The sequence below is a fragment of the Candidatus Rhodobacter oscarellae genome (assembly GCF_001078595.1).
Lineage (GTDB): Bacteria > Pseudomonadota > Alphaproteobacteria > Rhodobacterales > Rhodobacteraceae > Rhodobacter_B > Rhodobacter_B oscarellae.
In genome coordinates, this window is record NZ_LFTY01000002.1 from 2,189,905 (window position 1) to 2,211,812 (window position 21,908).

The following is a 21,908-nucleotide window of genomic DNA, read 5'->3' on the forward strand; positions in this document are numbered from 1 at the left end:
CGCATTGTCCAGCCCGAGCGGCTGATTTTCACGAGCGATTCCTATGCGGGCCATCCTGACTTTGATATTCTGCGCGGCCTGCGGCGCCGCACTGCCGGTCCTTGCCGGCCCGGATCGCTTTGACCTCAAGGTGGCGGGGCTCCGGATCGGCGTGGTGCAGATGGAGGCCACCGAGAGCGCGACCCGCTACGGCGTGCAGGCCAATATCCGCAGCACGGGGCTGGCGGCGGCGATCCGTCACTTCAGCTATAGCGGCGCGGCCGCGGGGCTTGTCCGCGACGGGCGCCTGGTGCCCGAGCGCTACCAGGAGACCGCCGATACCGGGCGCCGCAGCTCCAGCGCGTTGATGACCTATCGCGGCGGGGTGCCGACGGTGCTGGAATACAGCTCGCCCCGCGCCGCCGCCCCCGACGCCCCCGACCCGGCCACGCAAGGTGGCACGCTGGACCCGCTCTCGGCGGTTTACGCGCTGCTGCGCGACGTGCCCGCGACGCAGGCCTGCACGCTCAACGTCACGATCTTTGATGCCGGCGCCGCAGCCGCATCCGGCTGGCCCCCGCGGGCCAGGAGGACGGCCTGCCGGTCTGCAGCGGCGCCTATGAGCGGCTGGAGGGCTTCACCGCCGAGGAGGTAAAGCGCCACCGCAGCTTCCCGATGCGCGTCACCTATAGCGACCCGGGGCTCGGCAGCGGACTGTTGCGCGTCTCGCGCGTGGCGTTCAAATCGCTCTATGGTCAGGCCCTGATAGATCGCCGATAAGCAGGGCATGACCGCGCTCCCCATCGACGAGGCCCTGCCCGACCTGCTCGCCGCCCTGCGCGCCGATGGCCGCGCCGTGCTGCAGGCCCCCCCCGGCGCGGGCAAGACCACCCGCGTTCCGCTGGCGATGCTGGAGGCCGGGCTGACCACGGGCCGCATCGTGATGCTGGAGCCGCGCCGCCTGGCGGCGCGCGCCGCCGCCGAGCGCATGGCCGAGACCCTGGGCGAGCCCGTCGGCCAAACCGTGGGCTACCGGATGCGCGGCGAGACCAAGGTCTCGCGATCCTGCCGCATCGAGGTGGTGACCGAGGGCATCCTCACCCGGATGCTGCAATCCGACCCCGAGCTGACGGGCGTCGGCGCGCTGATCTTTGACGAGTTCCACGAGCGCTCGCTGAACGCGGATCTGGGCCTGGCGCTGGCCTGGGAGGCGCGCGGCGCGCTGCGCGAGGATCTGCTGCTGCTGGTGATGTCCGCGACGCTGGACGCCGCGCCGGTGGCGACGCTGCTGGGCGACGCCCCGCTCGTGAGCTCTGAGGGGCGCAGCTTTGCCGTAGACATCCGCTGGCGCCAGCGGCCCCTGCCCAAGGGCGCGCGCCTGGAACACGCCGTCGCCGAGCAGGTCCGCGAGGCGCTGCGCGACACCGATGGCGGCGTGCTGGTGTTCCTGCCCGGCGAGGGCGAGATCCGGCGCGTGCAGGGGCTCTTGTCCGACCTGCCGCAGGTGCATCCGCTCTATGGGGCGCTGCCGTTCAAGGCGCAGCGCGCCGCGGTGGCCCCCGCGCGGACCGGGCGCAAGGTGGTGCTGGCCACATCGATTGCCGAGACGGCGCTGACGATCCAGGACGTGCGCGTGGTCATCGATGCCGGCCGCGCCCGGCGCGCGCGCTATGACCCCGGCCGGGGCATGTCCAGCCTGGTGACCGAGCGGGTGACAAAGGCCGAGGCCACCCAGCGCGCCGGCCGCGCGGGGCGCGTCGCACCGGGGGTGTGCTACCGGCTTTGGACAAAGGGCGAGGAGGGCGGGCTGGCCGCGTTCCCGCCGCCCGAAATCGCCGCGGCGGATCTCTCGGGCCTGGCATTGGAGCTGGCGCTCTGGGGCGCGGGCCCAGACGATTTGGCGTTTCTCACGCCGCCGCCCGCGGGCAGTTGGTCCGAGGCCACCGGGCTCTTGCAAGGCCTGCAGGCGCTCGACCTACGCGGGCGCATAACCGGGCATGGCCGCGCGATGGCGGCGCTGCCGCTGCATCCGCGCCTGGCGCATATGCTGCTGACGGCCGGCGCGCAGGCGGCGGGCCTGGCGGCGCTCATGAATGAGCGCGACCCTATGCGAGAGGCGGGCGCGGACCTGGAGGCACGCCTGTCTGCGCTGCGCCAAAACCACCCCGCCTTTGACCGGATCCGGCGGGAGGCCGACCGGCTTGCCAAACTCGCCCCCCGCGCAGGCGCGTCAGAGGGGGCGGGGGTGGGTGGTTGGGCCGCGCCCTCTGAGGGGCGTGCGCGGGGGGCATACTCGGCCGCCGAACAGGCTGCCTTGGCCTATCCAGACCGCATCGGGCTGCGCCGTCCGGGTGATCTGCCTAGCTTTCTACTCTCCGGCGGGACCGGCGCGGCGATGGACGCCTCCGACCGGCTCGCCGGGCAGCGCCTGATCGTGGCCACGGATCTGGACGGCGCGGGGCGCGAGGCGCGCATCCGGCGGGCCATCGCGCTGACAGAGGCCGAGTTGCGCGGGCTCTACGGCGACAGGATCGCATGGGAGGACAGCTGCGCCTGGTCGCCGCGCGAAAAGCGCGTGGTGGCCCGGCGCCGGGAGCGGTTCGGCGCGCTGGTACTGGGGGATCGCAAATGGGAGGACGTGCCGCCCGAGGCCATCGCCGCCGCCATGCTAGAGGGGGTGCGTGCGATGGGCCTGCCCTGGGCCGCCCCCGCGCGGCGGCTGCAGTCCCGGATCGCGCTGGCCCGCTCTGGCGGCGAGGAGCTGCCCGATTGCAGCGACGCGGCGTTGATGGCCGCGCTGGACGACTGGCTGATGCCCTATCTGACCGGCATCCGCAGCGCCGCGGACCTAAAGTCGTTCGATCTCTGCCCCGCCCTGAAGGCGCGCATCGGATGGGACGGCGAGCAGGTGCTGAACCGGCGCGTGCCCGGCAATTTCGTGACGCCCCTGGGGCGGCGCATCGCGATAGATTACACCGGCGGTGGCCCCGAAATCGCGGTCCGGCTGCAAGAGATGTTTGGCGTCACCACCCATCCCACGGTGGCCGGCATCCCAGTTAAGGTGACGCTGCTGTCGCCCGCGCAGCGCCCGGTGCAAACCACCTTGAACCTGCCAGGCTTTTGGACGGGATCTTATGCCGATGTGCGCAAGGATATGCGCGCGCGCTACCCCCGGCACCCCTGGCCAGAGGACCCAACGCAGGCGGATCCCACGCTGCGCGCCAAGCGGCGCTCATGACGTCCAGGGCTGCGCGCAGCGCCGCGCGTTCGACTGCACGATCGAGAGGTTACGCGCGCACTATTTCTGGCAAAGCCCAAAGCGACGCCCACCCGATGGGTCGTCGCAAACGAGACCTCACGCGCATTGCCTATTCGGGATCAGAAACCGCCTGAGACGGCCATAGACGCGGCAGCCAGCGCCGAGCGCAGCGAGGCGCCCCCCGGCGACGCGCGCGCAAGCCCGCAGGGCGCAGCAAGGCGCGGCGCAACACCCCGGGCCGGTTAGCCCATCGCCCAGGGCCCGTGATAGCCGCCGCCGTCCTTGTCAACGCGCTCGAACCCATGCGCGCCAAAGAAGTCGCGCTGCGCCTGGATCATCGCGGCGGTCCCGCGGGCGTGGCGCATCGTGTCGTAATAGCTGAGTGCTGCGGCCAACGCCGGAACCGGCGCGCCGCCCAGCGCTGCGCGCGCCACCACGCGCCGCAGCCCGCCCACGCGCTCGGCCAGCATCGCCGTAAAGGCGGGCGCCAGGATAAGGTTGTCCCCCGGCAGCGGGTCGCGGAAGGCGTTTGCGATATCGTCCAGCAGCGCCGAGCGGATGATGCAGCCCTCGCGCCAAATCTCGGCAATGCGCGACAGGTCCAGCGACCAGTTGAACTCCTGCGAGGCCGCCGCCAAGAGCGTCATGCCCTGCGCGTAGGCCACGATCCGTGCTGCCAGAAGCGCGCTTTCCAGATCCGCCTCCCAGGCCTCGGGCTCCGTCTCGGGCAGGGTCTCTCCGGCGGCGCTCAAGCCGAGCTTGTCGGCGCCAATCTCTCGGATATCCTTCGCCGCCGACCATGAGCGCGCGCCGACGGCGGCCTCAATCGTCGATGCCGATTGCCCCAGTTTCAGCGCCTCGATCACCGTCCAGCGCCCGGTGCCTTTCTGGCCCGCTTTGTCCTGGATCACGTCCACCATGGGCCGGCCGGTCTCGGGGTCCAGCGCCGCGAGTGCCTTGGCGGTGATCTCGACCAGATAGCCCTTCAGCGGTCCCGCGTTCCAGCAGTCAAACACCTCGGCAATCTCCGCCGGGGACTGCCCCGCCGCGCGCATGAGCCCGTAGACCTCGGCGATCATCTGCATGTCGCCATACTCGATCCCGTTATGCACGGTCTTCACGAAATGCCCGGCCCCGTCGGGGCCAAGATGCGCCGCGCAGGGCGCATGCTGGTACTTCGCGGCGATGGACTCGACGATGTCGCCAATGGCGGCATAGGCCTCTGGCGCGCCGCCCACCATGATCGACGGCCCGTGCCGCGCGCCCTCCTCGCCGCCCGAGACGCCCATGCCGACAAAGCGGAACCCCTCGGCGCGCAGCTCTGCCTCGCGGCGGCGGGTGTTGTTGAAATCGGCGTTGCCCGCGTCGATGATGATGTCACCGGGATCAAGATGCGGCTTGAGCGCCGCGATGGTGGCATCCACCGGCGCGCCCGCCTTGACCATAATGATCACCGCGCGCGGGCGTTGCAGCGCCGCCGCCAGCGCCGCAGGCGTCTCGGCCCCGGTCAGCCGGTCCGCAAGATCGCCCGACTTGGCCAAGAAATCGTCGATGGCGCTGGTCGTGCGGTTATGCACGGCGACGGGAAAGCCCTTCTCGGCGATGTTCAACGCCAGGTTCGCCCCCATTACGCCCAGCCCAATCAGCCCGATCCGTGCGTTCCCCATGACGATCCTCCAACTTATGTTTGCGGTAACAGTAGGTACTCAACCCGTGATGCGTTGCAAGCGGATTGCAACGTGTTGATCACCAAGTCAAGACGGCTGGATCGGTCGCTTTTTTGGATCCATAGCCCGCGCGCCCGTTGTGCCACGCAAGCATCAGGTAAGCCGCCGCCGTCTTGGCGTCCCATCGCAGTCAAACTTCGGGCGAAGCTCTACCTAAGTATGACCCTATTGGGGCGTTATGCTCGCCAAGAGACAATTATGGTAAATTAGTAGGGACAAAAATCATGGACGCCCAAGAGTACTTGATCCGCATGGCTGCGGCCGTGATGAATGGCGACAACGCAGAGATGCGCAAGCTGGTCGATGAAGCGGAAGAATTCATCGCCGCGCTGCCCGAAAGCCAGGCCGAGACCGCCACGATGCTGCAGACCCAGCTTGCTAGCCTGCGCGGCATGATCGCCCTCAACGACGCCGCTCCGGACGGCCCCGACGCGTTGCAGGCCGAGCTTGAGGCCGCCATGGAGGCGGGCGACGATGCCAAGGTCGCGGAGATTTCGGCACGCATATCCGCGGGCGCGGACGAGATGATGGCGCAGTTTGAGGCGGTCTATCCGCCCGGCCCGCCGCTGCCGCCCGAGGTGGAGGACCTCTTTGATGCGCTTGAGCAGGGCGACGTGGCCCTCGCGCGCGCGGCCCTGCAGCATACCGATGTGAACGGCAGGTTCGGTGAGTATGAGAAAACCCCGCTATACCATGCGCTTAGCGCCACTGATCCGCGCGAGCCCGAAATGGTGCAGATGCTGCTCGCGGCGGGCGCGGATCCGCGCGTCGGACTCTCTGATAACAACACGCCTTTGCACGCCATCGCCGACCACATGGGACCGCCCGAGGATGTCGCGCAGCTTTCCGAGGTTGTGCGCCTGCTGGTCGCGGCGGGGGCGGATATCGAGGCGCGCACTGACAGCTACGGCTGGACGCCTTTGCAGCGCGCGGTGATGGAGGGCGACGCGGTCGAGTTGGAGGCGCTTTTGCGGAACGGGGCCGACCCGCAGGCGCTTTATGCCGAGCATTCGATGCCTGCCTTCTCACCGGGGCGCACCATGCTTCAGATCGCGGGATCATCCCTGGACAAGGTGCGGTTGCTTTTGGACTACGGTGCCGATCCGCAGCAGCGCGACGCCTATGGGCAGAGCTGCGCTGACTATCTGCGTGGGTCAATCGCCGAACCACCGGACCGGTTCGCCGAGATCTTGGGCGGCAGCGACGCGGAATACAAAGCAGGGCTAAGCGCCGCGCTGGCGCTGGTTGAAGCCGCCCCGCGCAAGCAATAGCCGCCTCCCCCTTGCACCCCTGGGGGGCTGGGCATAGCTTTCGGTCATTGCTTGAAGCGAGGGGACCAGGCTATGTCAGATACGGTGAGATGGGGCGTGCTGGGTGCCGCGAAATTCGCCCGCGAGCATATGGCGCCCGCGATCCACGCGGCCTCTGGCGCCAAGCTCGCCGCCTTGGCCACATCCGCACCGGAAAAGGCCGCGCCGTTCCAGGCGTTCCAGCCCGACCTGCGGGTGCATCTGGACTATGACGCCCTGCTGAACGACCCCGAGATCGACGCGGTCTACATCCCGCTGCCCAACCACCTGCATGTGGAATGGGCGCTGAAGGCGCTGGATGCGGGCAAGCATGTGCTCTGCGAGAAGCCCCTGGCGATGCAGGCCGAGCAGTTCGACGCGGTGATCGCCAAGCGCGACGCCACCGGGCTGGTGGCCGCCGAGGCCTATATGATCGTGCATCACCCGCAATGGCAGAAGGCGCGCGAGATCTACCGCTCTGGCGCGCTGGGCAAGATCTGGCTGGTGGACGGGGTCTTTAGCTATGACAACAGCGGTGATCCCGGCAACATCCGCAACCGGCCCGAGACCGGCGGCGGCTCGATCCCCGATATCGGCGTCTACACATTCGGCTCGGCGCGGTTCGTGACCGGCGAGGAGCCCCTCGCGGTGGACGCGCGCATCCGGCGCGAGAACGGCGTGGACGTCTTTGCCCATGTGACCGGCGACTTCCCCAGCTTCCGGTACTCGTCGATCACATCCATGCGCATGGCGCTGCGGCAAGAGATGGCATTCCACGGCGAGGCCGGCGTGATGCGCCTGACCTGCCCGTTCAACGCCGGCGTCTTCAGCCAGGCCGAGCTGCGCCTGGAGGGGCCCGGCCTGGTGACCGAGACCCACCGCTGGCCCGGCGTGAACCACTATGTCGAGCAGGTGCAGAACTTCGGCGCCGCGGTGCGCGGGGCGGCCGCATACCCCTGCCCGCTTGAGTTTTCCAAAGGCACGCAGGCTATGATAGACATGGTCTGGGCCGCGGAACAGGAGATCGCGTGATGTCGGACGAGCAGAAGTTCGAGGGCCGGATGCACGGCCCGCAGGAGGACCCCGAGCGGCGCGACACGATCTGGATGCGCCTGCTTTACATGGTGCTGATCGCGGCCATGCTGTCGATGGCCTATTCCGTGCTTGGCGTCGTGACGGTGGTGCAGTTCGTGATGATGCTGATCAATCGCGAGCCGAACAAGCAGCTTGCGGATTTCGGCGAGAGCCTGGGGATCTGGATGGCCAAGGCCGCGCGCTTCCAGACGGCGGCAAGCGAGGTGAAGCCCTGGCCCTGGACCGAGCTGGACTAGGGCCAATCTTGGTCTGTTCAGCGCCGCCTCTATCTTAGGCGAACGGCAGCCATTTCTCAGAGCGTCCTGAACACCATCACCAGGCCCTTATCGGCGCTGTGGTCGTGGTGGTCCTTGTCGTAGATGCCTATCTCGCGGAACGAAACCGGTGTGATCCGCCCCTCCGCCACCAGCTTTGCCAGCGCAGAGCCGAACCCGGCCCCGTCCAACACCGCCGGGATCGTGCCGCACACGAACAGCGCGCCGGGCCAGGTCACCCTAAGCAGCTCGGCGAAGCAGTCCGGGCCGACATGACCATGGGTGAAAGTCCCGCAGGAGATCACCCCGCCATAGCTGTTCTCCTCCAGCGCCAGCGGCGCCAGCAGATCGCCCACGATCCGGGTCCGGTAGAGCCCCTTGCGCGCCGCCACCTCTAGCATTTCCGGCGTGATGTCGATGGCGTCCAGGGTCATGCCGTTCAGATGCTCGGCCAAGAGTCCGGTGCCCGCGCCGATGTCCAAGACCGGCTCGTTGCCATTGGCCTCCTCGCGGTAGATCCGGGCGATCTCGCGCGGGGCAATATAGCCCCAGTCGCTGCCAAAACTGTCGTCGTAGGTCTCGGCCCACTGGCCGTAGAGCTTGCGCGCGTCCTCTGGCCCGTCGATCTCATAGGCCGCGTCGAGGTCGTAATCCTGATCCATTTTCCCACCCCCATCACCACGTTGCGAATTGCATAGCACAGTTAGGTGACAGGCACGCAAAGATTGCGCTAATCTCTTGCGACAGATCGGAGGTGCATCATGGCTGGAGGTTGGGCCCGCGACGGCGCGGTGGAGGAGCAGATCGAGGCCTCGATCCAGGACGAGCTTAAGCGCATGCAGGCGGGCAAGCAGCCCGTCGGCGAAAGCCTGACCCATTGCGCCGAATGCGAGGAGCCCATCCCCGAGGCGCGGCGCAAGGCCCGCCCCGGCGTCAAGCTGTGCATCGACTGCCAGGAGGAGCGCGACGAGGCCTTCAAGGCGCGGCCCGGCTTCAATCGGCGCGGCTCTAAAGACAGCCAGCTGAAGTAGGCGATCACCAAATGTCCCGGTTCTTTCCAGTCACTCGACTGCTGCGGGGCACCGCATCGGGCGATGTTGAGACGGTCCGCGACGCCTGGCGTGAAGCACATACCGACCCAGATGCTGCGCTATCCGAGTTGCTAAAGCGTTTCGACAAAAGTTTGAATCGGTGGGATTCCCAAAGAGCTTGAACTGTGGTTCACCCTGATAGGGAGGTTCACATCATGCCAGCACCATTGTCGACAGAACTGCGCGACCGCTTTGCGCGTTTGATCAGGGAAGGACTGTCCGGGAGAGAAGCCTCACGCCGCCTTCAGGTTTCTGCCGCCACTGGCGCTCGATGGGCCGGTCGAATCCGGAGTACCGGGGCTTCCACTGTTGCACTGATGGGACGTCCTGCGGGATCGGGCAAGCTGGCCGACCATATAGAGTTCTTTAGGGAGTTGGTGACGCAGGACCCGGACATCACGTTATTCGAACTGCGTGATGCACTCGCTGATGCGGAAGGGGTTGCGGTCCATCATTCCGCCATTGCGGGGTTGCTCAAGCGCCTCGGCTTCACGCACAAAAAAAGTCGTTGGTGGCCTCCGAGCGCCGCCATGCCAAGGTAAGGCGACGGCGGGCTGATTGGTTTGCTCATCGCATTCCGGCCGTCGGGGCCTCACCGGATCGTGTTGTCTTCATTGACGAAACCGCCGTGAAGACGAACCTCACGCGGCTACGGGGCTGGGCGTCACGCGGCGAGCGCCTGACCATGGACGCGCCCTTCGGCAGTTGGGGGACGCAGACACTGATTGCCGGTCTGAGCTATGATGCGCTGATCGCACCCTGGGTCATCAAAGGCGCAATGGACGGTCCTGCTTTTGCCGCCTACATCCGCGAAGTGCTGGTGCCCGAAATCACACCCGGCACGGTGGTGATTCTCGACAACCTGGCCACGCATCGCAACAAGGAAGCAGCAGCCGCGCTAAAGGCGCATGGCTGCTGGTTTCTGTACCTGCCGCCACACTCCCCAGACCTCAACCCGATTGAACAAGCTTTCTCGAAGCTCAAGGCCCATCTCCGACGGATCGGAGCACGCTCGTTCACATCCGTCTTCAAAGCCATCGGTGAAATCTGTGACCTGTACGATCCGGAAGAGTGCTCGAACTACTTCAAGGCCGCTGGATATGTCTCAAACTAATGTCGAAATGCTCTAGAACATCTGTCGAGCGAAGCCTGGAAGAAGAAGCCGGTCGGACCCGCAAGTCGCTATTTCGGGGCGCTTCTATCGCTGCTTCACGCCTTGGATAGGGACCGCTTTCGCGATGAAATCCAACGTCTTGAGGCTCAGAAGCTTCACATCATGCACCGTCGCACGCTTGATCTGATGTCCGAAATGATCACCGATAAAGCCATCGGTACAATTGGTTCAGACATTCCTGTTTACGTTTCGCGCGACCTTCATGACGCGGGGCCAAGCATCCTCAAATCGCTGCAGCGTTGGGCGCGAACTCCAGAGCTCGATTTTGCGGCTTTGTCACGCGTGGACGTGATCCGAAGAGACCCGACCTTGGACTATGCCGGACTATATCGGCTGTATTTCTCCGGCATAGTCCTTGTTTGGCCGATGTCTGGCTGGGGCCCTCGCCGATGGATCGAGCGGATCATGACAGAACACACTTTCTATCATGAAATCGGGCATCACGCTCACGGACATATCGAGGGCGGGCGGATCGCGGAGCAAGAAAAGGAGGCGGACGCCTATGCGCGGCAAGCGTTTCGCCGGGCGCCCCCCGTAGCCACGACCTTCCTCCGGTGGTTATTTTGGCCGCTATGGGGGTTGAGCCGTTGGGTACCCAACAGGCGGTCTACGCGTTGAGCGCGTCCAAATAGGCCCGCACCGCCGTCTGCACGTGCCGAAACCGGTCGCCGCCCAGGTGCTTGCCGCCGTACCATCGGGTGACGACCACGATGTGGTCGGTGACGCCCTCGCGCTCTAGCATGCGCAGGATGACGTTGCCGGCCCCGCTCTCGCCGTCGTCGTTCTTGATCGGGCCGCTCTTGAGGATCAGCCCCCAGGAGTTATGCGTGGCCTTGGCGAATTTCTTTTGCCGCTTAAGCTCCTTGAGGAACGCCTTGGCCTCGGCCTCGGAGCCACAGGGCGCGCCGGAGACCGCGTATTTCGAGCCCCGGTCGGTAAGGATATTGTCGAGCGTCAGCATCTCTTCTCAGGCCGCGCCTTTAGGATCGGGACTCGTTATAGGGGTGGCGGCGATCGCAGATATTGGCAAGTCCTTTTTGGGTCGCGCGTCCGCAAGACGACAAAGGCATGACGCTGCTGCGCCTAGCGGGCCGAGGGGCTAAACCTGACACGAAACACCAGGGCCTCGGTCGGCGCGCCGCCCAGCAAGAGCTCATCCGCGTCGCTCCAGGGCCGCAGGATGATCGACTTTCCGGCGAATACCTGCTCTGGGCTGTCCTCGGCCAAGGGGAGGACAAAGATCGGGTCGGTTATGTCAGCCTCGTGCTTTGCGATGATCACCGCATAGTCCTTATCCGTATTCAGCGCGATCAAATCGTCCATGGATTGAAAGAGATGCCCGCCAGAAAGCAGGTCCATGGCGGCGTCCCTGTCCGGCTGCACCGCAAGGAACCTTGGGTCGCTGTGAAGCGCTGCGCGGTGCGCCGCTGACGGCCAACTGGCGAAGCTACCGGTCTGCGGCGCGCCTGCCGCAAAATTCGTGGCGATCACGCCGAAGCCCGCGAGTATCGCAAGCCCGTGCTCGGCCATTGTGGGCGCCATGTAGGGGAAATACACGCCATACATCCAGTCCTGCTTGTCGGTCTTGACGGTGCCAAAGCCAAATTCGATGCGCGCGTCGGCTGTTAGGTTAAGCTCGGCGGTCATTGTTGCTCTCCTAAAGGATTTTGTCGTTGGGCGGGCCGGCGCATGGGTCTGCGCATGGCCAGCCGCATTGCCGGGTCAGGCATATGTCTTGAAGATCTCGGCGTAGTTGTCCTTGGTCACGATCCGGCCTGTTTCGGCGTAGACCTTCATGCCAAACAGATGCTTGCGCAGGTTCTTGGCCATCTGGCCGCGCATCATGAACTTCATGAAAGAGGGCGAGAAGGAATTGAACGAGGTCATCGTCAGTTCCGTCCTTTCCGGCCCGACCGCGCGGAGCGCGTAGATCGCCGCCATGTCCTTTACAAAGGGCAGGTTGTGTTTGACGACGTCAATTCTGAAGCTTTCGGACCCGCGCACTTCGGTGATTTCTTCATCCAGGAAGAGTTTCTCGCTGAAGGTGCAGTGACGCACCGCGTTCAGCGCGCCCTGCGTGCCGCCTTGCAGATAGGTGGATGTCACCATCGTGGGGTTGTGGATATGGATGTCGCCGTATTGGTGAAACAGCACATCCCAAACGCGCTCCTTTGGGGCGTTGATGACGTCATGAAACTCTGTCCGGTTCATTTTCGGTGCACCTTTCTTGGGTCCAACTCTTGCGGTGCTGCAGAGTTAGGCGCCCAGAGTTTGCATTGGAATTGCGGAATCTGGGGGGATATGGTGCAGAAATCGTCCACCCTCTAACCAAAGGACGCGACATGGCCCAGCTCGATTGGAATGACATCAAGGTGTTCTTGGCGCTCTATCGGTGCCGCTCCATTCGCGCCGCCGCGGAAGAGCTGGGGATGAGCCATTCCACCGTGTCGCGCCACCTCACCGACCTGGAAACCAGCCTGGGCGCGGTGCTGTTCACCCGCTCGCGCGACGGCATGCTGGCGACGTCGATGTCCGAGCAGATCTTCGCGCGCGCAGAGAGGGTTGAGGGCGAAGTCTTCGATCTCCAGCGCGAGGCCAACAGCCTGGATACGGCGCTGGTTGGTCAGGTGCGCGTGACCGCGCCGCCGCTCCTGTCGCAATACATGCTGATGCCGCATCTGGCCGCCTTCGCAGAGCAATATCCCGGCATTGAGATCTCGCTGAACTCGAGCTTTTCCATCGAGGATCTGATGAAGGGCGCGGCGGATGTCGCCTTTCGGTCTCAGTTCGATCCAAACGAGAATCTGGTGGGTCGACGGTTGCCCGATTTCGTCGACATGGCCTATGCCTCGCCCGATTACATTGCCCGGCATGCCTTCGAGAATGGCAAGACCGACGCGGTTTGGATTGGCCGGGGCTTGATCGACCCGAGCCATGGGTGGGTCAAGGAGGGCCCGTTTCCGGACGCGCCGGTCAAGCATCAAATTCCCGACATGCTGGACCAGGCCGAGGCCGCCAAAGAGGGCCTGGGGATGGTTGTGCTCCCCTGCTTTTTCGCGGACGCGCTGGAGGGGCTGCAACGCATCCCCGGCGTGGGGGCAGTGTCCTCGCGGCCGGGCTGGGTCCTGACGCATCCCGACCTACGTTCGTCGGTGCGGGTCATGACCTTCGTGCGGTTCCTGGTGGCGGAAATGACAAAGCAAAAGGCCCAGATCCAGGGAGATATCCGCTGATCCCCTGGGGTCGCTTAGGTGTCGTCAAAACCAGGTGGTGCGCTTCTGAGAGGTCTTTTTGCGCTCAAAGCTGGGGTCGCGCAGCCGCTCCCAGAGCGGCAGCCCCGTCCACATCTCGACCTCGCGGGTGGAGACCAGGAAGTCCTTTAGCGGCTTGTCCGAACCCTCGTTGGGCAGCATGAAGGACCATAGATCCATCTTGCCCTTCACGCTCTCGGCCAGGATGGACTTGAAGAAGCCATGCGGCACCACCACTTGGCCCTCGCCCGTCTTGCCGATCACCTTGATCTGCTCGCCGACCTTAAAATAGGGGCCCGACATGGCGTAGACCTCGACATATTTCTCGGACAAGTCGCGCACATGCCCCTCTAGGATGCGCCAGATCTGGCGGTTAAACTTCGGCGCCTGCGGGGCCATGTTGGACAGAAGGAACGTCTCGGAGTTCTTCAACTCGGTCGAGCGATGGTCGGCGCTGGGCACCAGATGCCCGCGGTCGAAACCCGAGCCCTTGTAGTCATCAAGCTCTGATTGGAACTGGTCGGGGATGCGCAGATCGGCGCGAAACGTGTCCTCGCGGTCCACATTGGCCACCTGGTTGGCCGGGTTGATCAGCTGCAGCGACCAGCGCGGCTGGCGGAAGAGGTAGGAATAACCGATCACGTATTCGCGGTTGAACAAGAGCTGATCGGCGGGGGGCGTCCCATAGCGGGTCTCGGGGCGAAGGCTTGGGATTTCAATCATGGCGTGGGTCCTAAATGCATCTCTCTACTGGCGACCCTAACCCCTGTGATGGCAAAAATCACTTATCGATTCGCGCTAAGCAAGTTGTGTGTGAAGGTGCGCGACCAGCTGATACCGGCCCCCTGCCGAGCTTGGCGCGACGCAATTTTCTTGCAAGAAAATTGCGAAACTCTTGCAAGAGTTTCTTCCGTGCGACCCGATGTGATCCCTTAATCACACCCCCTTGCCGCTTGCGGGCCCACTTTCCTTGGAAGGAAAGTTCAAATCTCTTGCAAGAGATTTGATGCGCCCAGAATGCGCTCCGGGCCAGAACAGCCGCCATACCGCGTGCCAAAATCTAAAAGACCCCCGCGAGGGACACCGCGGGGGTCTTCAGAATGGGCCACCTATGAAAACGGCGGCCCGGGGGAATTATTTGCGCTAGGCGCGGGCCAGCATGCCCTTGGAACGCGCCAAGTCCTGCATCTTCTTTTGCAGCTTTTCGAACGCGCGCACCTCGATCTGGCGGATGCGCTCGCGGCTGACGTCGTATTGGCCGCTGAGGTCCTCCAAGGTCACGGGGTTCTCCTGCAGGCGGCGCTGTGTGAGGATGTCCTGCTCGCGCTCGTTGAGCACGCTGAACGCCTCGGCCATAAGCGCGCGGCGCGCCTCAAGTTCGTCATTGGCCTCGTATGCGGCGGCCTGGTCGGCGTCTTCGTCCTCAAGCCAGTCCTGCCACTCGGCCGAGCTGTCGCCATCCGCGCCGCCGACCATCGCGTTCAGCGAGGCGTCGCCGCCGGACATGCGCCGGTTCATCGAGATCACCTCGGCCTCGGTCACGCCCAGATCGGTGGCGATCTTCTTGACCTTATCGGGGTGCAGGTCGCCATCTTCCAGCGCGCCGATGCGGGCCTTGGCCTTGCGCAGGTTGAAGAACAGCTTCTTTTGCGCCGAGGTCGTGCCCAGTTTCACCAGCGACCAGGACCGCAGGATGTATTCCTGGATCGAGGCGCGGATCCACCACATGGCATAGGTCGCCAGGCGAAAGCCCTTCTCGGGGTCGAACCGCTTCACGGCCTGCATCAGGCCGACATTCGCCTCAGAGATCACCTCGGCCTGGGGCAGGCCATAGCCGCGGTAGCCCATGGCGATCTTGGCCGCCAAACGCAGGTGGCTGGTGACCAGCTTATGCGCCGAGCCGCTGTCTTCGCGCTCGACCCAGGCCTTGGCCAACATATACTCTTCCTCTGGCTCCAGCATCGGGAACCGCCGGATCTCCTGGAGGTAGCGGTTCAAACCCCCTTCGGGAGTCGGTGCAGGCAGGTTCGCGTAATTGCTCATTTTGTCCCTTTCTGTGGCCCAATGTTTAGGCCCTTAACATCCATCTATGTACTGCACTGGCACTCTTCAAGATGTGCCATTCGTGTTTCGCAAGGGTCGTGGTCGTCTTTTCTAATACGAAACATGGGGGCAATTCCGTCGGCGCTCCAGGCACGGGTCTGTGAATTCACGCGCAGTTGAGACATTGCGAGCCGCAACAGAGCCCAGGTTTTGCCAATGGAATGAGAGGTTTGGACGCAATAGGTTGAAGGTTGGTAAAGCTGGCGTGCGCGGAATGTTTCAGTGCGATTGTGTGGAATGTTTCATCCTTATCCCGAAAATTGCGCAGAAACGCACACAACTAGGGTCCGAAACGCGCCAAGAGCCCCGCCATATCCGCCGGGAGCGCCGCCTCGAAAGACAACGCATCGCCGCTCACCGGATGCGCAAACCCCAGGGACTGCGCGTGCAGCGCCTGCCGGGGGAAGGATCGCGCGGCCTCGGCCGCGTCGTGCCCCAACGCCTTCTCGCTAAGCTTGCGCCGCCCGCCATAGACCGGGTCGCCGACCAGCCCGTGCCCGATATGCGCCATATGCACCCGGATCTGATGCGTGCGGCCCGTTTCAAGCCGGCATTCCACCAGTGCCACGGCGTCCTGGAACCGCTCCAGCACCCGCGCCCGCGTCACCGCGTGGCGCCCGCCGCTCCAGGTCACGGCCTGCTTCTGGCGGTCGGTCTTGTGGCGCGCGAGCTGCGTTGTGATTTTGACGACCCCGCCCGGCTCAAAGCCGACGCCGCGCACCCCGCGCAGCCGGGGCTCTCCGACATCCGGCACGCCATAGCACAGTGCCAGGTACCTCCGCGCGGCGGTGTGCGCCTCAAACTGCGCGGCAAGCCCCTGATGTGCAGCGTCGGTCTTGGCCACCACCAAAAGCCCGCTGGTGTCCTTGTCGATGCGATGCACAATCCCTGGGCGTTTCGCGCCGCCCACCCCCGAGAGGCTCTCGCCGCAGTGATGCAAGAGCGCGTTCACCAGGGTGCCAGAGGGCGTGCCCGGCGCGGGATGCACCACCATTCCGGCGGGTTTGTTGACCACGATCAGGGCGTCGTCCTCGAAAACCACGTCCAGCGGGATGTCCTCGGGGCGCATATGCGTCTCGACCGCCTCTGGCAGCAGCAGCTCGTAGACATCGCCCTCGCGCGGCGCGTGGCGCGCGCCGACAGCATCGCCATTCGCCAGAACGGCCCCGCCCTCTAAGAGGCGCGAAATTTGCGTCCGGCTGAGATGCGCCTCGGCTGGCACATCCCGGGCCAATGCCTTATCCAAGCGCGGCGGCGGCGTGGGTCCGATCGTAACTGTCAGGCGGGAGGCGGACATGGACGAAGCTCCAGAGGGCGACTTGGGATCACTGCGTTTCTTGCGGGCGCTGGTGACCACGCTGATGTTGGTCATGATCGTCGGCTTCATAGTGCTGATCGGGTTTCTTGTCACCCGCTTCCCATCCGGCCCGGATCTTAGCTTGCCAGAGGAGATCGCGCTGCCCGACGGCGCGCGCGCGGTGGCCTTCACGCAGGCCGAGAGCTGGTATGCGGTGGTGACGGCGCAGGACCGTATTCTCATCTACGACCGAGCCACGGGCGCCTTAACGCAAACAATCGCGATAGAATCCGCGGACTAGGGCCAACTCCGCGGATCATTAACCAAACGGTAAGCATTAAGTCGAATTTATCTTATTCTCATCTTTTTTGTTTCATCTTTTAAGAATCTAAGGCACTCACCGAAATCGTAGCCAGTGTTTGAGTTCAGAATGTTAACCGCGACTTGCGAATCGAATATGGCCGACACCACACCTGTGCGAAATAAGCTCCCCAAAATCAAAGAAGCCAGCGCGCCAACCGCCCGCTTTGCGCTTCGCTGCCCATGCACCGCTCTGGTGCGCCGACTTGCTGCCATGTGGAACACCGGACGCAACGTGCCGATGCAAAGGGATTTCTCTCCTTTTGACCGCACGATCATCTGTATCGGCCTCGGCACCGCGACGCTGATAGGCCTTTGCTACTTCGACTTGATCTAAGCCGCGCGACGCCCCCGGCGCTAACCGCCGAGCTTGGAGAGCTTTGACTGCAGGTCGGCCAACTGGGCTTTGATCTCGTCCAAGTCATCGCCCTTCTCGCCAGCGCCGCCCTCTTGGGCGGGCATCGTTCCGCCGCCTGGCGTCCAGCCACTGGTCATGGCCTTCATAAAGGCCTCTTGCTGCGCTTTCATCGCCTCAAAGCCCGGCATCGCCGACAGCGGGTTCGAGAAGTTCTCCATCATCTTGGACTGCCCGTCGCGCAGCATCTCAAAGCTCTGGGACAGGAATTGCGGCACCACCGACTGCATCTCGGTCGTGTAGCTGCGGACCAGGTCGGTCAGCACATTTGTCGGCAGCACGTTATCGCCCTGGCTCTCGTGGTCGGCGATGATCTGCAGCAGGTATTGCCGCGTCAGGTCGTCGCCCGATTTGAGGTCCACGATCTTCACGTCCCGCCCGGTGCGAATGAACTTCGCGATCTCGTCGAGCGTGACGTAATCACTTGTCTCGGTGTTGTAGAGCCGCCGGCTGGCATAGCGCTTGATCAGAAGCGGCGCGTCATTTTCGGCCATGGAGCTATCTCCTTATTTTGCTCTTGCAGCGAGCTTACTGCGATGCGGCACGAAGTAAAGCCCGCGAAAATGCTGCGCAGCATTTCTGCTGGGGTCAGGCAAGTGCGATCCGGCGCGAAGACGGCTTTGGGCATGCGAAGGGAGTTTGGGCGCAAGTGCGCCACGGCACATCGCATTGCCTGCCCCCCAAAAAATAAAAGGGCGGGTATGAAACCCGCCCCAGTAGGTCAGATCGGCAGGGAGGAGGGAGCCGGATCTGAGAACTTTTTTTGTGCCTTACTTGGCAGCGGTCGCTTTCTTAGCGGCAGAAGTCACTTCAGCGGTGGCTTTCTTGACAGCAGCCGAGGCGTCCTCGGAGATGTCTTTGCCCGCGGCCATCATCAGCTCGACGGTTTCCATCTGCACTTTCTTGGCGATCTCAGCGAAAGCAGCCATGGATTCGGCGGTCATCTCTGCCTGTGCCGAAGCGAAATCGGTCATGGCTTTGGTGTAGTCAGCCGGGTCTGCTTTAACGGCGGTCACGTCGCCGACTTTGCCGAGGGTCTCTTTGGTCCACTTGGTCGAAATCTCGGTGGATTTCTCGGCGGCGTCCAAAGCAACTTTCGACAGCTTCTCGCCCAAGGTGGCTTGGGTCTTGAAGGCGTCCTGCATGGACGTCATGTCTACCGGGAACGCACCCAGCATGTCTTTCATGATCTTCGAGTAATCTTGTGTCTTGGCTGCGGGCATTGTCTTCTCTCCAAATATGCGCGGTGGGGTGCGCTGTTCTCTGCAACTGCAGCCTATATGCATGCCGCATCGCAGCATTTCAAGGATTTTATGCTGCACTGCAGCAAAAAAATTATAATGGCTTCATATTGCAGGAAAAAAATTTTCAATCCGCGCCCAAATTCGCCGAGGCGCGGCCGGCGCTACGCCGATTTCGGCCTTGGCAAGGTGCAGGCCAGGCCCAGCGCCAACGCCGCCGCGGCCGCCAGCGCCGTGAATCCCGGCGTGTAGCTCCCGAACGTGTCAAACACCCACCCCAGAAGGATCGGCCCAAACGAGCCACCGATCGTGCCCGAGAACAGCACCGCGCCAAAGATCGCCCCATGCGCCCTCATCCCGAAATAGCGCGCGACCGTGGGCGACACCACGACAAACAGCCCGCCGTGACCGAACCCATAGAAGGCGACCGCCAGGAACAGGATCGACGGGGTCGACACATATATCAGCCCGACCAGCGCCAGAATCAGCGCCCCCAGGCAAACCACATAGGTGTTGCGCCCACCGATCCGGTCCGAGAGCGCCCCGATGGTCAAGCGCCCCACGATGCTCGCCCCGCCCACCACCGAAAGAAGCGTCGCGGCCATCCCCTGCGCAAGCCCCAGGTCCATGCCATGCACCGGCAGATGGAACGGCACCGACATCAGCGTCGCGAAGAAAAGAAACTGCATCAGGCAGAGCGTCCAGAACACTCGGCTTTGGCGCGCCTTTGCAAAGGACACGCCGGGCAGGTCCGCGTTCTGCGCGGCCCTCTCCTTTACCGGTGCCCGCATCAAGAGAGCCGCCGCCACCAGCAAGACCGCCGCCGACACGCCCAGCACCACCAGCGCCTGGCGCCAGCCCAGCCCCAGGATCAGCGCCGCGGTGACCGGCGGCACCGCCATCTGCCCCAGCGCCGTGCCCACCTTGACCACCGCGCTCATAATCCCGCGGCGCTTGTCAAAGAGCCGCGCGATCGTCGACAGCGTCACCACGTCATGGGTCGCCAGGCCCACGGCGATCAGCGTCGCAAACAGCGCCAAGAGCTGCCAGGGCTGCGTGACCCCGGACAGCAGCACAATCCCGCAGCCATAGAGCACCCCCGTGACCGCCAGAACACGGCTCGCCCCGAACCTGTCGCTCAGCCGCCCGCCCAGCATCGCCATCACGCCCATAGCCAGCGAGCCCAGCGCCGCCGCGACCGACAACAGCGTGCGCGACCATCCCAGATGCTCTTGGAACTCCGCGATGAAAACCCCGTAGGAGAATAGAAACCCGATCACGGTGAACTGCGTCAGGCAGGCGCCGGCGACAACGGTATAGCGAGGATCTTTCAAAGGCTTCCCTCCCGGCGCGTCTGATCACGATGGCACCCGGCGCGGGGAATGTCGATGGGTTGCACACCGCCGCCAGGGGAGATAGCGCGGTGCACATGTTGACCGCCGCCATAGCCGGGTTCGCCCTTGGATTCTCACTGATCCTTGCCATCGGGGCGCAGAACGCCTTTGTGCTGCGCCAGGGGCTGCGCGGCGAGCACGTGCTGCCCGTGGTGCTGACCTGCGCGATCTCGGACGCCGCGCTGATCACAGTGGGCGTGTCGGGCTTTGCCGTGCTGAACGAGGCGCTGCCCGGCCTCGCCCCGGTGATGCGCTGGGCCGGGGCGGCGTTCCTGTTCGTCTACGGCGCGCTGTCCTTTCGCACGGCGCTGCGATCCTCCGAAGCCCTGAGCCCGACCGAGAATGGGGCGGCGTCGCTGCGCGTCGCGATCCTCACGGCGCTGGCGCTGACCTGGCTGAACCCGCATGTCTATCTGGACACGGTGCTGCTTTTGGGCTCGATCTCGACGCAATACCAGGGGCAGCAATTGGCGTTTGGCCTGGGCGCGGTGGCATCCTCGTTCGCGTTTTTCTTCTCGCTGGGCTTTGGCGCGACCCTGCTGCGGCCGGTCTTTGCGCGCCCCGCCGCGTGGCGCATCCTGGAGGTCGTCGTGGGCGTGACGATGTGGACCATCGCTATCTTACTGCTGCTGGACGATTCCATCCATTGATCCAAATGCGGCCTTGGTCGGCGAGGAAATCAGTGCGTTAGGTTCCTGGCATGGGGCGGGCATTTAAGAGCTACCGCCCCGGGCTTGCCCCAGGTCCTCCACCTTGAACCAAGCGCAACGCGGGCAGCGGCCGACCTGGAGGTCGCCTGCGCATCCGGCCAATCAACGTCGACGTCTCTGGAAACCAAATCGAATCAAATGGATGCGACGTCGCAAAAGCGGCCTCCTGGGGGAGGTCGGCCGCTGCCCGAGGCAAGCTCGGGCGGTTGCACTGATTGGATTCCGTTGCATCTGGTGTCGGCAAGCTTTGTCAGGGCGATGTACTTGTTACTCAATGCCCGCTCCAGGCCAATCTGACCTTGCAAGCCCCCGGCCAATCGGATCAATTCGTGCATATGCCCACCACTCCCCCCCTGCCCCAATCCCGTCCCATTGTCGCTGTCAGCTGGATGCTGGTGACGGGTGTGCTGTTCGTCGCCGTCACCGCGGTGGTTAAGCATGTGGGCAGCGAGCTGCCCGCGCCGGAAGCGGCCTTCCTGCGCTACCTTTTGGGGCTGGTGTTCCTGCTGCCGATGATCCGGCCCATGCTGCGGGCGGGTCTGGATCGCTCTGCCATGCGGTTTTTCGCGGTGCGCGGCGTGGCGCATGCCCTTGGCGTCATGCTTTGGTTCTATGCGATGACGCAGATCGCCATCGCCGAGGTCACCTCGATGGGATACCTGACGCCGGTCATGGTCACGATCGGCGCGGCGCTGTTTTTGGGCGAGCGCATGGCGCTGCGGCGCATATTGGCGGTGCTTTGCGCGCTGCTGGGGGCCTTTATCGTGCTGCGTCCGGGGTTCCGCGAGATCTCTAGCGGGCATCTTGCGATGCTGGCCAACGGGGTCTTCTTCTCGACCTCCTACCTGATCGCCAAGATCATGGCGGACCGTGTGCCGGCCGCCGTGGTGGTGGGCTGGCTGTCGATCATCGTGACCCTGGCGCTGGCGCCCTTCGCCTACGCCGTCTGGGTCTGGCCCACGGGCGAGCAGATCGCCTGGATGTTCCTGGTGGCGGCCCTGGCCACCGCCGGGCACTACACCATGACGCTGGCGCTGGGGGCGGCCCCCATCGCGGTCACCCAGCCGGTGACCTTCCTGCAGCTGGTTTGGGCAACCGCGCTTGGGGCGCTGGTCTTCTCTGAGCCGGTGGATGGCTGGGTCATCTTGGGCGGCACGGTGATCATCGCCTCGGTGAGCTTCATCGCGTGGCGCGAGGCGATGCTGAAGCGGCGCGCCGTGACGCCACCTGTGGTTGCGACCAAAGTTTAGGCGCCGTTACTTAGCCACC

The 21,908-nt window shown here is 64.3% G+C and carries 24 protein-coding genes; 13 read left to right on the forward strand and 11 right to left on the reverse strand.

All coding sequences use genetic code 11. The features are described 5' to 3' along the window. Positions 1-43 precede the first annotated feature (43 nt). Both AIOL_RS15280 and hrpB read left to right on the forward strand, forming a co-directional pair. Positions 44-634: a DUF3108 domain-containing protein gene (locus AIOL_RS15280; RefSeq protein ID WP_049643777.1), complete on the forward strand. Its 591-nt coding sequence runs from the start codon at positions 44-46 to the stop codon at positions 632-634. Between the two features lie 132 nt (positions 635-766). Continuing rightward, complete coding sequence (gene hrpB / locus AIOL_RS15285) at positions 767-3,217, forward strand: ATP-dependent helicase HrpB (protein WP_049643778.1); 2,451 nt, start codon at positions 767-769, stop codon at positions 3,215-3,217. Positions 3,218-3,480: 263 nt separating this feature from the next. On the opposite strand, the gene gndA is transcribed toward hrpB, so the two are convergent. Then, positions 3,481-4,905 carry an NADP-dependent phosphogluconate dehydrogenase gene (gndA, locus tag AIOL_RS15290; RefSeq protein WP_049643779.1) on the reverse strand — a complete coding sequence of 475 codons (1,425 nt, stop codon included), beginning with the start codon at positions 4,903-4,905 and terminating at the stop codon, positions 3,481-3,483. A gap of 284 nt (positions 4,906-5,189) precedes the next feature. Between gndA and AIOL_RS15295 the strand changes: the two genes are divergently transcribed. The 3 genes from AIOL_RS15295 to AIOL_RS15305 all read left to right on the forward strand — a co-directional run bounded on the left by AIOL_RS15295 (position 5,190) and on the right by AIOL_RS15305 (position 7,585). Further along, positions 5,190-6,236 (forward strand): ankyrin repeat domain-containing protein, encoded by a 1,047-nt coding sequence (locus AIOL_RS15295; RefSeq protein ID WP_049643780.1) that lies wholly within the window; start codon positions 5,190-5,192, stop codon positions 6,234-6,236. A 72-nt stretch (positions 6,237-6,308) separates the two neighbouring features. Further along, positions 6,309-7,286 (forward strand): Gfo/Idh/MocA family protein, encoded by a 978-nt coding sequence (locus AIOL_RS15300; RefSeq protein ID WP_049643781.1) that lies wholly within the window; start codon positions 6,309-6,311, stop codon positions 7,284-7,286. Next, a complete protein-coding gene (locus AIOL_RS15305) occupies positions 7,286-7,585 on the forward strand; it encodes a DUF4389 domain-containing protein (protein WP_049645480.1) in 300 nt (99 codons plus the stop codon). Before AIOL_RS15300 ends, AIOL_RS15305 begins: the two co-directional genes overlap by 1 nt. Positions 7,586-7,641: 56 nt before the next feature. Here AIOL_RS15305 and AIOL_RS15310 read toward each other — a convergent pair whose 3' ends face one another. After that, the gene (locus AIOL_RS15310) at positions 7,642-8,265 is read right to left on the reverse strand and encodes a class I SAM-dependent DNA methyltransferase (RefSeq protein WP_049643782.1); all 624 of its coding nucleotides are present in this window, start codon (positions 8,263-8,265) and stop codon (positions 7,642-7,644) included. A 99-nt stretch (positions 8,266-8,364) separates the two neighbouring features. On the opposite strand from AIOL_RS15310, the gene AIOL_RS15315 reads away from it, so the two are divergent. From AIOL_RS15315 to AIOL_RS15330, 3 genes are all read left to right on the forward strand, one after another. After that, positions 8,365-8,634 (forward strand): DksA/TraR family C4-type zinc finger protein, encoded by a 270-nt coding sequence (locus AIOL_RS15315; RefSeq protein ID WP_049643783.1) that lies wholly within the window; start codon positions 8,365-8,367, stop codon positions 8,632-8,634. A gap of 215 nt (positions 8,635-8,849) precedes the next feature. Further along, positions 8,850-9,808 (forward strand): IS630 family transposase gene (locus AIOL_RS24490; RefSeq protein WP_152912549.1). Its coding sequence is split into 2 segments (ribosomal slippage): positions 8,850-9,191 and positions 9,194-9,808, totalling 957 coding nucleotides; the frame shifts between segments, so codons are not numbered across the junction. Positions 9,809-9,910: 102 nt separating this feature from the next. Then, complete coding sequence (locus AIOL_RS15330; protein WP_049643784.1) at positions 9,911-10,486, forward strand: hypothetical protein; 576 nt, start codon at positions 9,911-9,913, stop codon at positions 10,484-10,486. Here AIOL_RS15330 and AIOL_RS15335 read toward each other — a convergent pair. The 3 genes from AIOL_RS15335 to AIOL_RS15345 form a co-directional block, all read right to left on the reverse strand. After that, positions 10,476-10,829 carry a YigZ family protein gene (locus AIOL_RS15335; RefSeq protein ID WP_049643785.1) on the reverse strand — a complete coding sequence of 118 codons (354 nt, stop codon included), beginning with the start codon at positions 10,827-10,829 and terminating at the stop codon, positions 10,476-10,478. The two genes, AIOL_RS15330 and AIOL_RS15335, sit on opposite strands and share 11 nt — an antisense overlap. Positions 10,830-10,951: 122 nt before the next feature. Further along, positions 10,952-11,515 (reverse strand): hypothetical protein, encoded by a 564-nt coding sequence (locus AIOL_RS15340; RefSeq protein ID WP_049643786.1) that lies wholly within the window; start codon positions 11,513-11,515, stop codon positions 10,952-10,954. Between the two features lie 75 nt (positions 11,516-11,590). After that, positions 11,591-12,079, reverse strand: a complete 489-nt coding sequence (locus AIOL_RS15345) for an SRPBCC family protein (RefSeq protein ID WP_049643787.1) — start codon at positions 12,077-12,079, stop codon at positions 11,591-11,593. Positions 12,080-12,210: 131 nt separating this feature from the next. Between AIOL_RS15345 and AIOL_RS15350 the strand changes: the two genes are divergently transcribed. Next, positions 12,211-13,101, forward strand: coding sequence for a LysR family transcriptional regulator (locus tag AIOL_RS15350; protein ID WP_049643788.1), 891 nt, complete (start codon positions 12,211-12,213; stop codon positions 13,099-13,101). 24 nt (positions 13,102-13,125) lie between these two features. Here AIOL_RS15350 and AIOL_RS15355 read toward each other — a convergent pair whose 3' ends face one another. From AIOL_RS15355 to AIOL_RS15365, 3 genes are all read right to left on the reverse strand, one after another. Then, a complete protein-coding gene (locus AIOL_RS15355) occupies positions 13,126-13,842 on the reverse strand; it encodes a DNA/RNA non-specific endonuclease (RefSeq protein WP_049643789.1) in 717 nt (238 codons plus the stop codon). Positions 13,843-14,262: 420 nt separating this feature from the next. After that, a complete protein-coding gene (rpoH, locus tag AIOL_RS15360) occupies positions 14,263-15,162 on the reverse strand; it encodes an RNA polymerase sigma factor RpoH (RefSeq protein ID WP_049643790.1) in 900 nt (299 codons plus the stop codon). Between the two features lie 340 nt (positions 15,163-15,502). Continuing rightward, positions 15,503-16,519 carry an RluA family pseudouridine synthase gene (locus AIOL_RS15365; RefSeq protein ID WP_049643791.1) on the reverse strand — a complete coding sequence of 339 codons (1,017 nt, stop codon included), beginning with the start codon at positions 16,517-16,519 and terminating at the stop codon, positions 15,503-15,505. Between AIOL_RS15365 and AIOL_RS15370 the strand changes: the two genes are divergently transcribed. After that, on the forward strand, positions 16,518-16,820 hold the full coding sequence (locus tag AIOL_RS15370) for a DUF6476 family protein (protein ID WP_049643792.1): 303 nt from the start codon (positions 16,518-16,520) through the stop codon (positions 16,818-16,820). The genes AIOL_RS15365 and AIOL_RS15370 overlap by 2 nt on opposite strands. 156 nt (positions 16,821-16,976) lie before the next feature. Beyond that, positions 16,977-17,216 carry a hypothetical protein gene (locus AIOL_RS25115; RefSeq protein WP_152912550.1) on the forward strand — a complete coding sequence of 80 codons (240 nt, stop codon included), beginning with the start codon at positions 16,977-16,979 and terminating at the stop codon, positions 17,214-17,216. Positions 17,217-17,236: 20 nt separating this feature from the next. Here the strand turns inward: AIOL_RS25115 and phaR are convergent, their stop codons facing one another. From phaR to AIOL_RS15385, 3 genes are all read right to left on the reverse strand, one after another. Further along, a complete protein-coding gene (phaR, locus tag AIOL_RS15375) occupies positions 17,237-17,788 on the reverse strand; it encodes a polyhydroxyalkanoate synthesis repressor PhaR (RefSeq protein ID WP_049643793.1) in 552 nt (183 codons plus the stop codon). 276 nt (positions 17,789-18,064) lie between these two features. Further along, positions 18,065-18,481 carry a phasin family protein gene (locus AIOL_RS15380; protein WP_326973121.1) on the reverse strand — a complete coding sequence of 139 codons (417 nt, stop codon included), beginning with the start codon at positions 18,479-18,481 and terminating at the stop codon, positions 18,065-18,067. A 218-nt stretch (positions 18,482-18,699) separates the two neighbouring features. Continuing rightward, complete coding sequence (locus tag AIOL_RS15385; protein WP_049643795.1) at positions 18,700-19,869, reverse strand: MFS transporter; 1,170 nt, start codon at positions 19,867-19,869, stop codon at positions 18,700-18,702. Positions 19,870-19,967: 98 nt separating this feature from the next. Here AIOL_RS15385 and AIOL_RS15390 point away from each other — a divergent pair, with 98 nt between their 5' ends. Both AIOL_RS15390 and AIOL_RS15395 read left to right on the forward strand, forming a co-directional pair. Beyond that, entirely contained in the window at positions 19,968-20,579 is a 612-nt protein-coding gene (locus AIOL_RS15390; protein WP_049645482.1) for a LysE/ArgO family amino acid transporter, read from the forward strand. A 395-nt stretch (positions 20,580-20,974) separates the two neighbouring features. After that, positions 20,975-21,889, forward strand: coding sequence for a DMT family transporter (locus AIOL_RS15395; protein ID WP_049643796.1), 915 nt, complete (start codon positions 20,975-20,977; stop codon positions 21,887-21,889). Positions 21,890-21,908: the final 19 nt, after the last annotated feature.

Bases quoted from the DNA above. Each gene is read 5' to 3' on its own strand.
- AIOL_RS15305 (WP_049645480.1), top strand. From the start codon at position 7,286: ATGTCGGACGAGCAGAAGTTCGAGGGCCGGATGCACGGCCCGCAGGAG.
- rpoH (WP_049643790.1), bottom strand. From the start codon at position 15,162: ATGAGCAATTACGCGAACCTGCCTGCACCGACTCCCGAAGGGGGTTTG.
- AIOL_RS15300 (WP_049643781.1), top strand. From the start codon at position 6,309: ATGTCAGATACGGTGAGATGGGGCGTGCTGGGTGCCGCGAAATTCGCC.
- AIOL_RS15335 (WP_049643785.1), bottom strand. From the start codon at position 10,829: ATGCTGACGCTCGACAATATCCTTACCGACCGGGGCTCGAAATACGCG.
- phaR (WP_049643793.1), bottom strand. From the start codon at position 17,788: ATGGCCGAAAATGACGCGCCGCTTCTGATCAAGCGCTATGCCAGCCGG.
- AIOL_RS15370 (WP_049643792.1), top strand. From the start codon at position 16,518: ATGGACGAAGCTCCAGAGGGCGACTTGGGATCACTGCGTTTCTTGCGG.
- gndA (WP_049643779.1), bottom strand. From the start codon at position 4,905: ATGGGGAACGCACGGATCGGGCTGATTGGGCTGGGCGTAATGGGGGCG.
- AIOL_RS15340 (WP_049643786.1), bottom strand. From the start codon at position 11,515: ATGACCGCCGAGCTTAACCTAACAGCCGACGCGCGCATCGAATTTGGC.
- hrpB (WP_049643778.1), top strand. From the start codon at position 767: ATGACCGCGCTCCCCATCGACGAGGCCCTGCCCGACCTGCTCGCCGCC.
- AIOL_RS15365 (WP_049643791.1), bottom strand. From the start codon at position 16,519: ATGTCCGCCTCCCGCCTGACAGTTACGATCGGACCCACGCCGCCGCCG.
- AIOL_RS15380 (WP_326973121.1), bottom strand. From the start codon at position 18,481: ATGAAAGACATGCTGGGTGCGTTCCCGGTAGACATGACGTCCATGCAG.
- AIOL_RS15295 (WP_049643780.1), top strand. From the start codon at position 5,190: ATGGACGCCCAAGAGTACTTGATCCGCATGGCTGCGGCCGTGATGAAT.
- AIOL_RS15280 (WP_049643777.1), top strand. From the start codon at position 44: ATGCGGGCCATCCTGACTTTGATATTCTGCGCGGCCTGCGGCGCCGCA.
- AIOL_RS15350 (WP_049643788.1), top strand. From the start codon at position 12,211: ATGGCCCAGCTCGATTGGAATGACATCAAGGTGTTCTTGGCGCTCTAT.
- AIOL_RS15315 (WP_049643783.1), top strand. From the start codon at position 8,365: ATGGCTGGAGGTTGGGCCCGCGACGGCGCGGTGGAGGAGCAGATCGAG.
- AIOL_RS15345 (WP_049643787.1), bottom strand. From the start codon at position 12,079: ATGAACCGGACAGAGTTTCATGACGTCATCAACGCCCCAAAGGAGCGC.
- AIOL_RS15355 (WP_049643789.1), bottom strand. From the start codon at position 13,842: ATGATTGAAATCCCAAGCCTTCGCCCCGAGACCCGCTATGGGACGCCC.
- AIOL_RS25115 (WP_152912550.1), top strand. From the start codon at position 16,977: ATGGCCGACACCACACCTGTGCGAAATAAGCTCCCCAAAATCAAAGAA.
- AIOL_RS15395 (WP_049643796.1), top strand. From the start codon at position 20,975: ATGCCCACCACTCCCCCCCTGCCCCAATCCCGTCCCATTGTCGCTGTC.
- AIOL_RS15310 (WP_049643782.1), bottom strand. From the start codon at position 8,265: ATGGATCAGGATTACGACCTCGACGCGGCCTATGAGATCGACGGGCCA.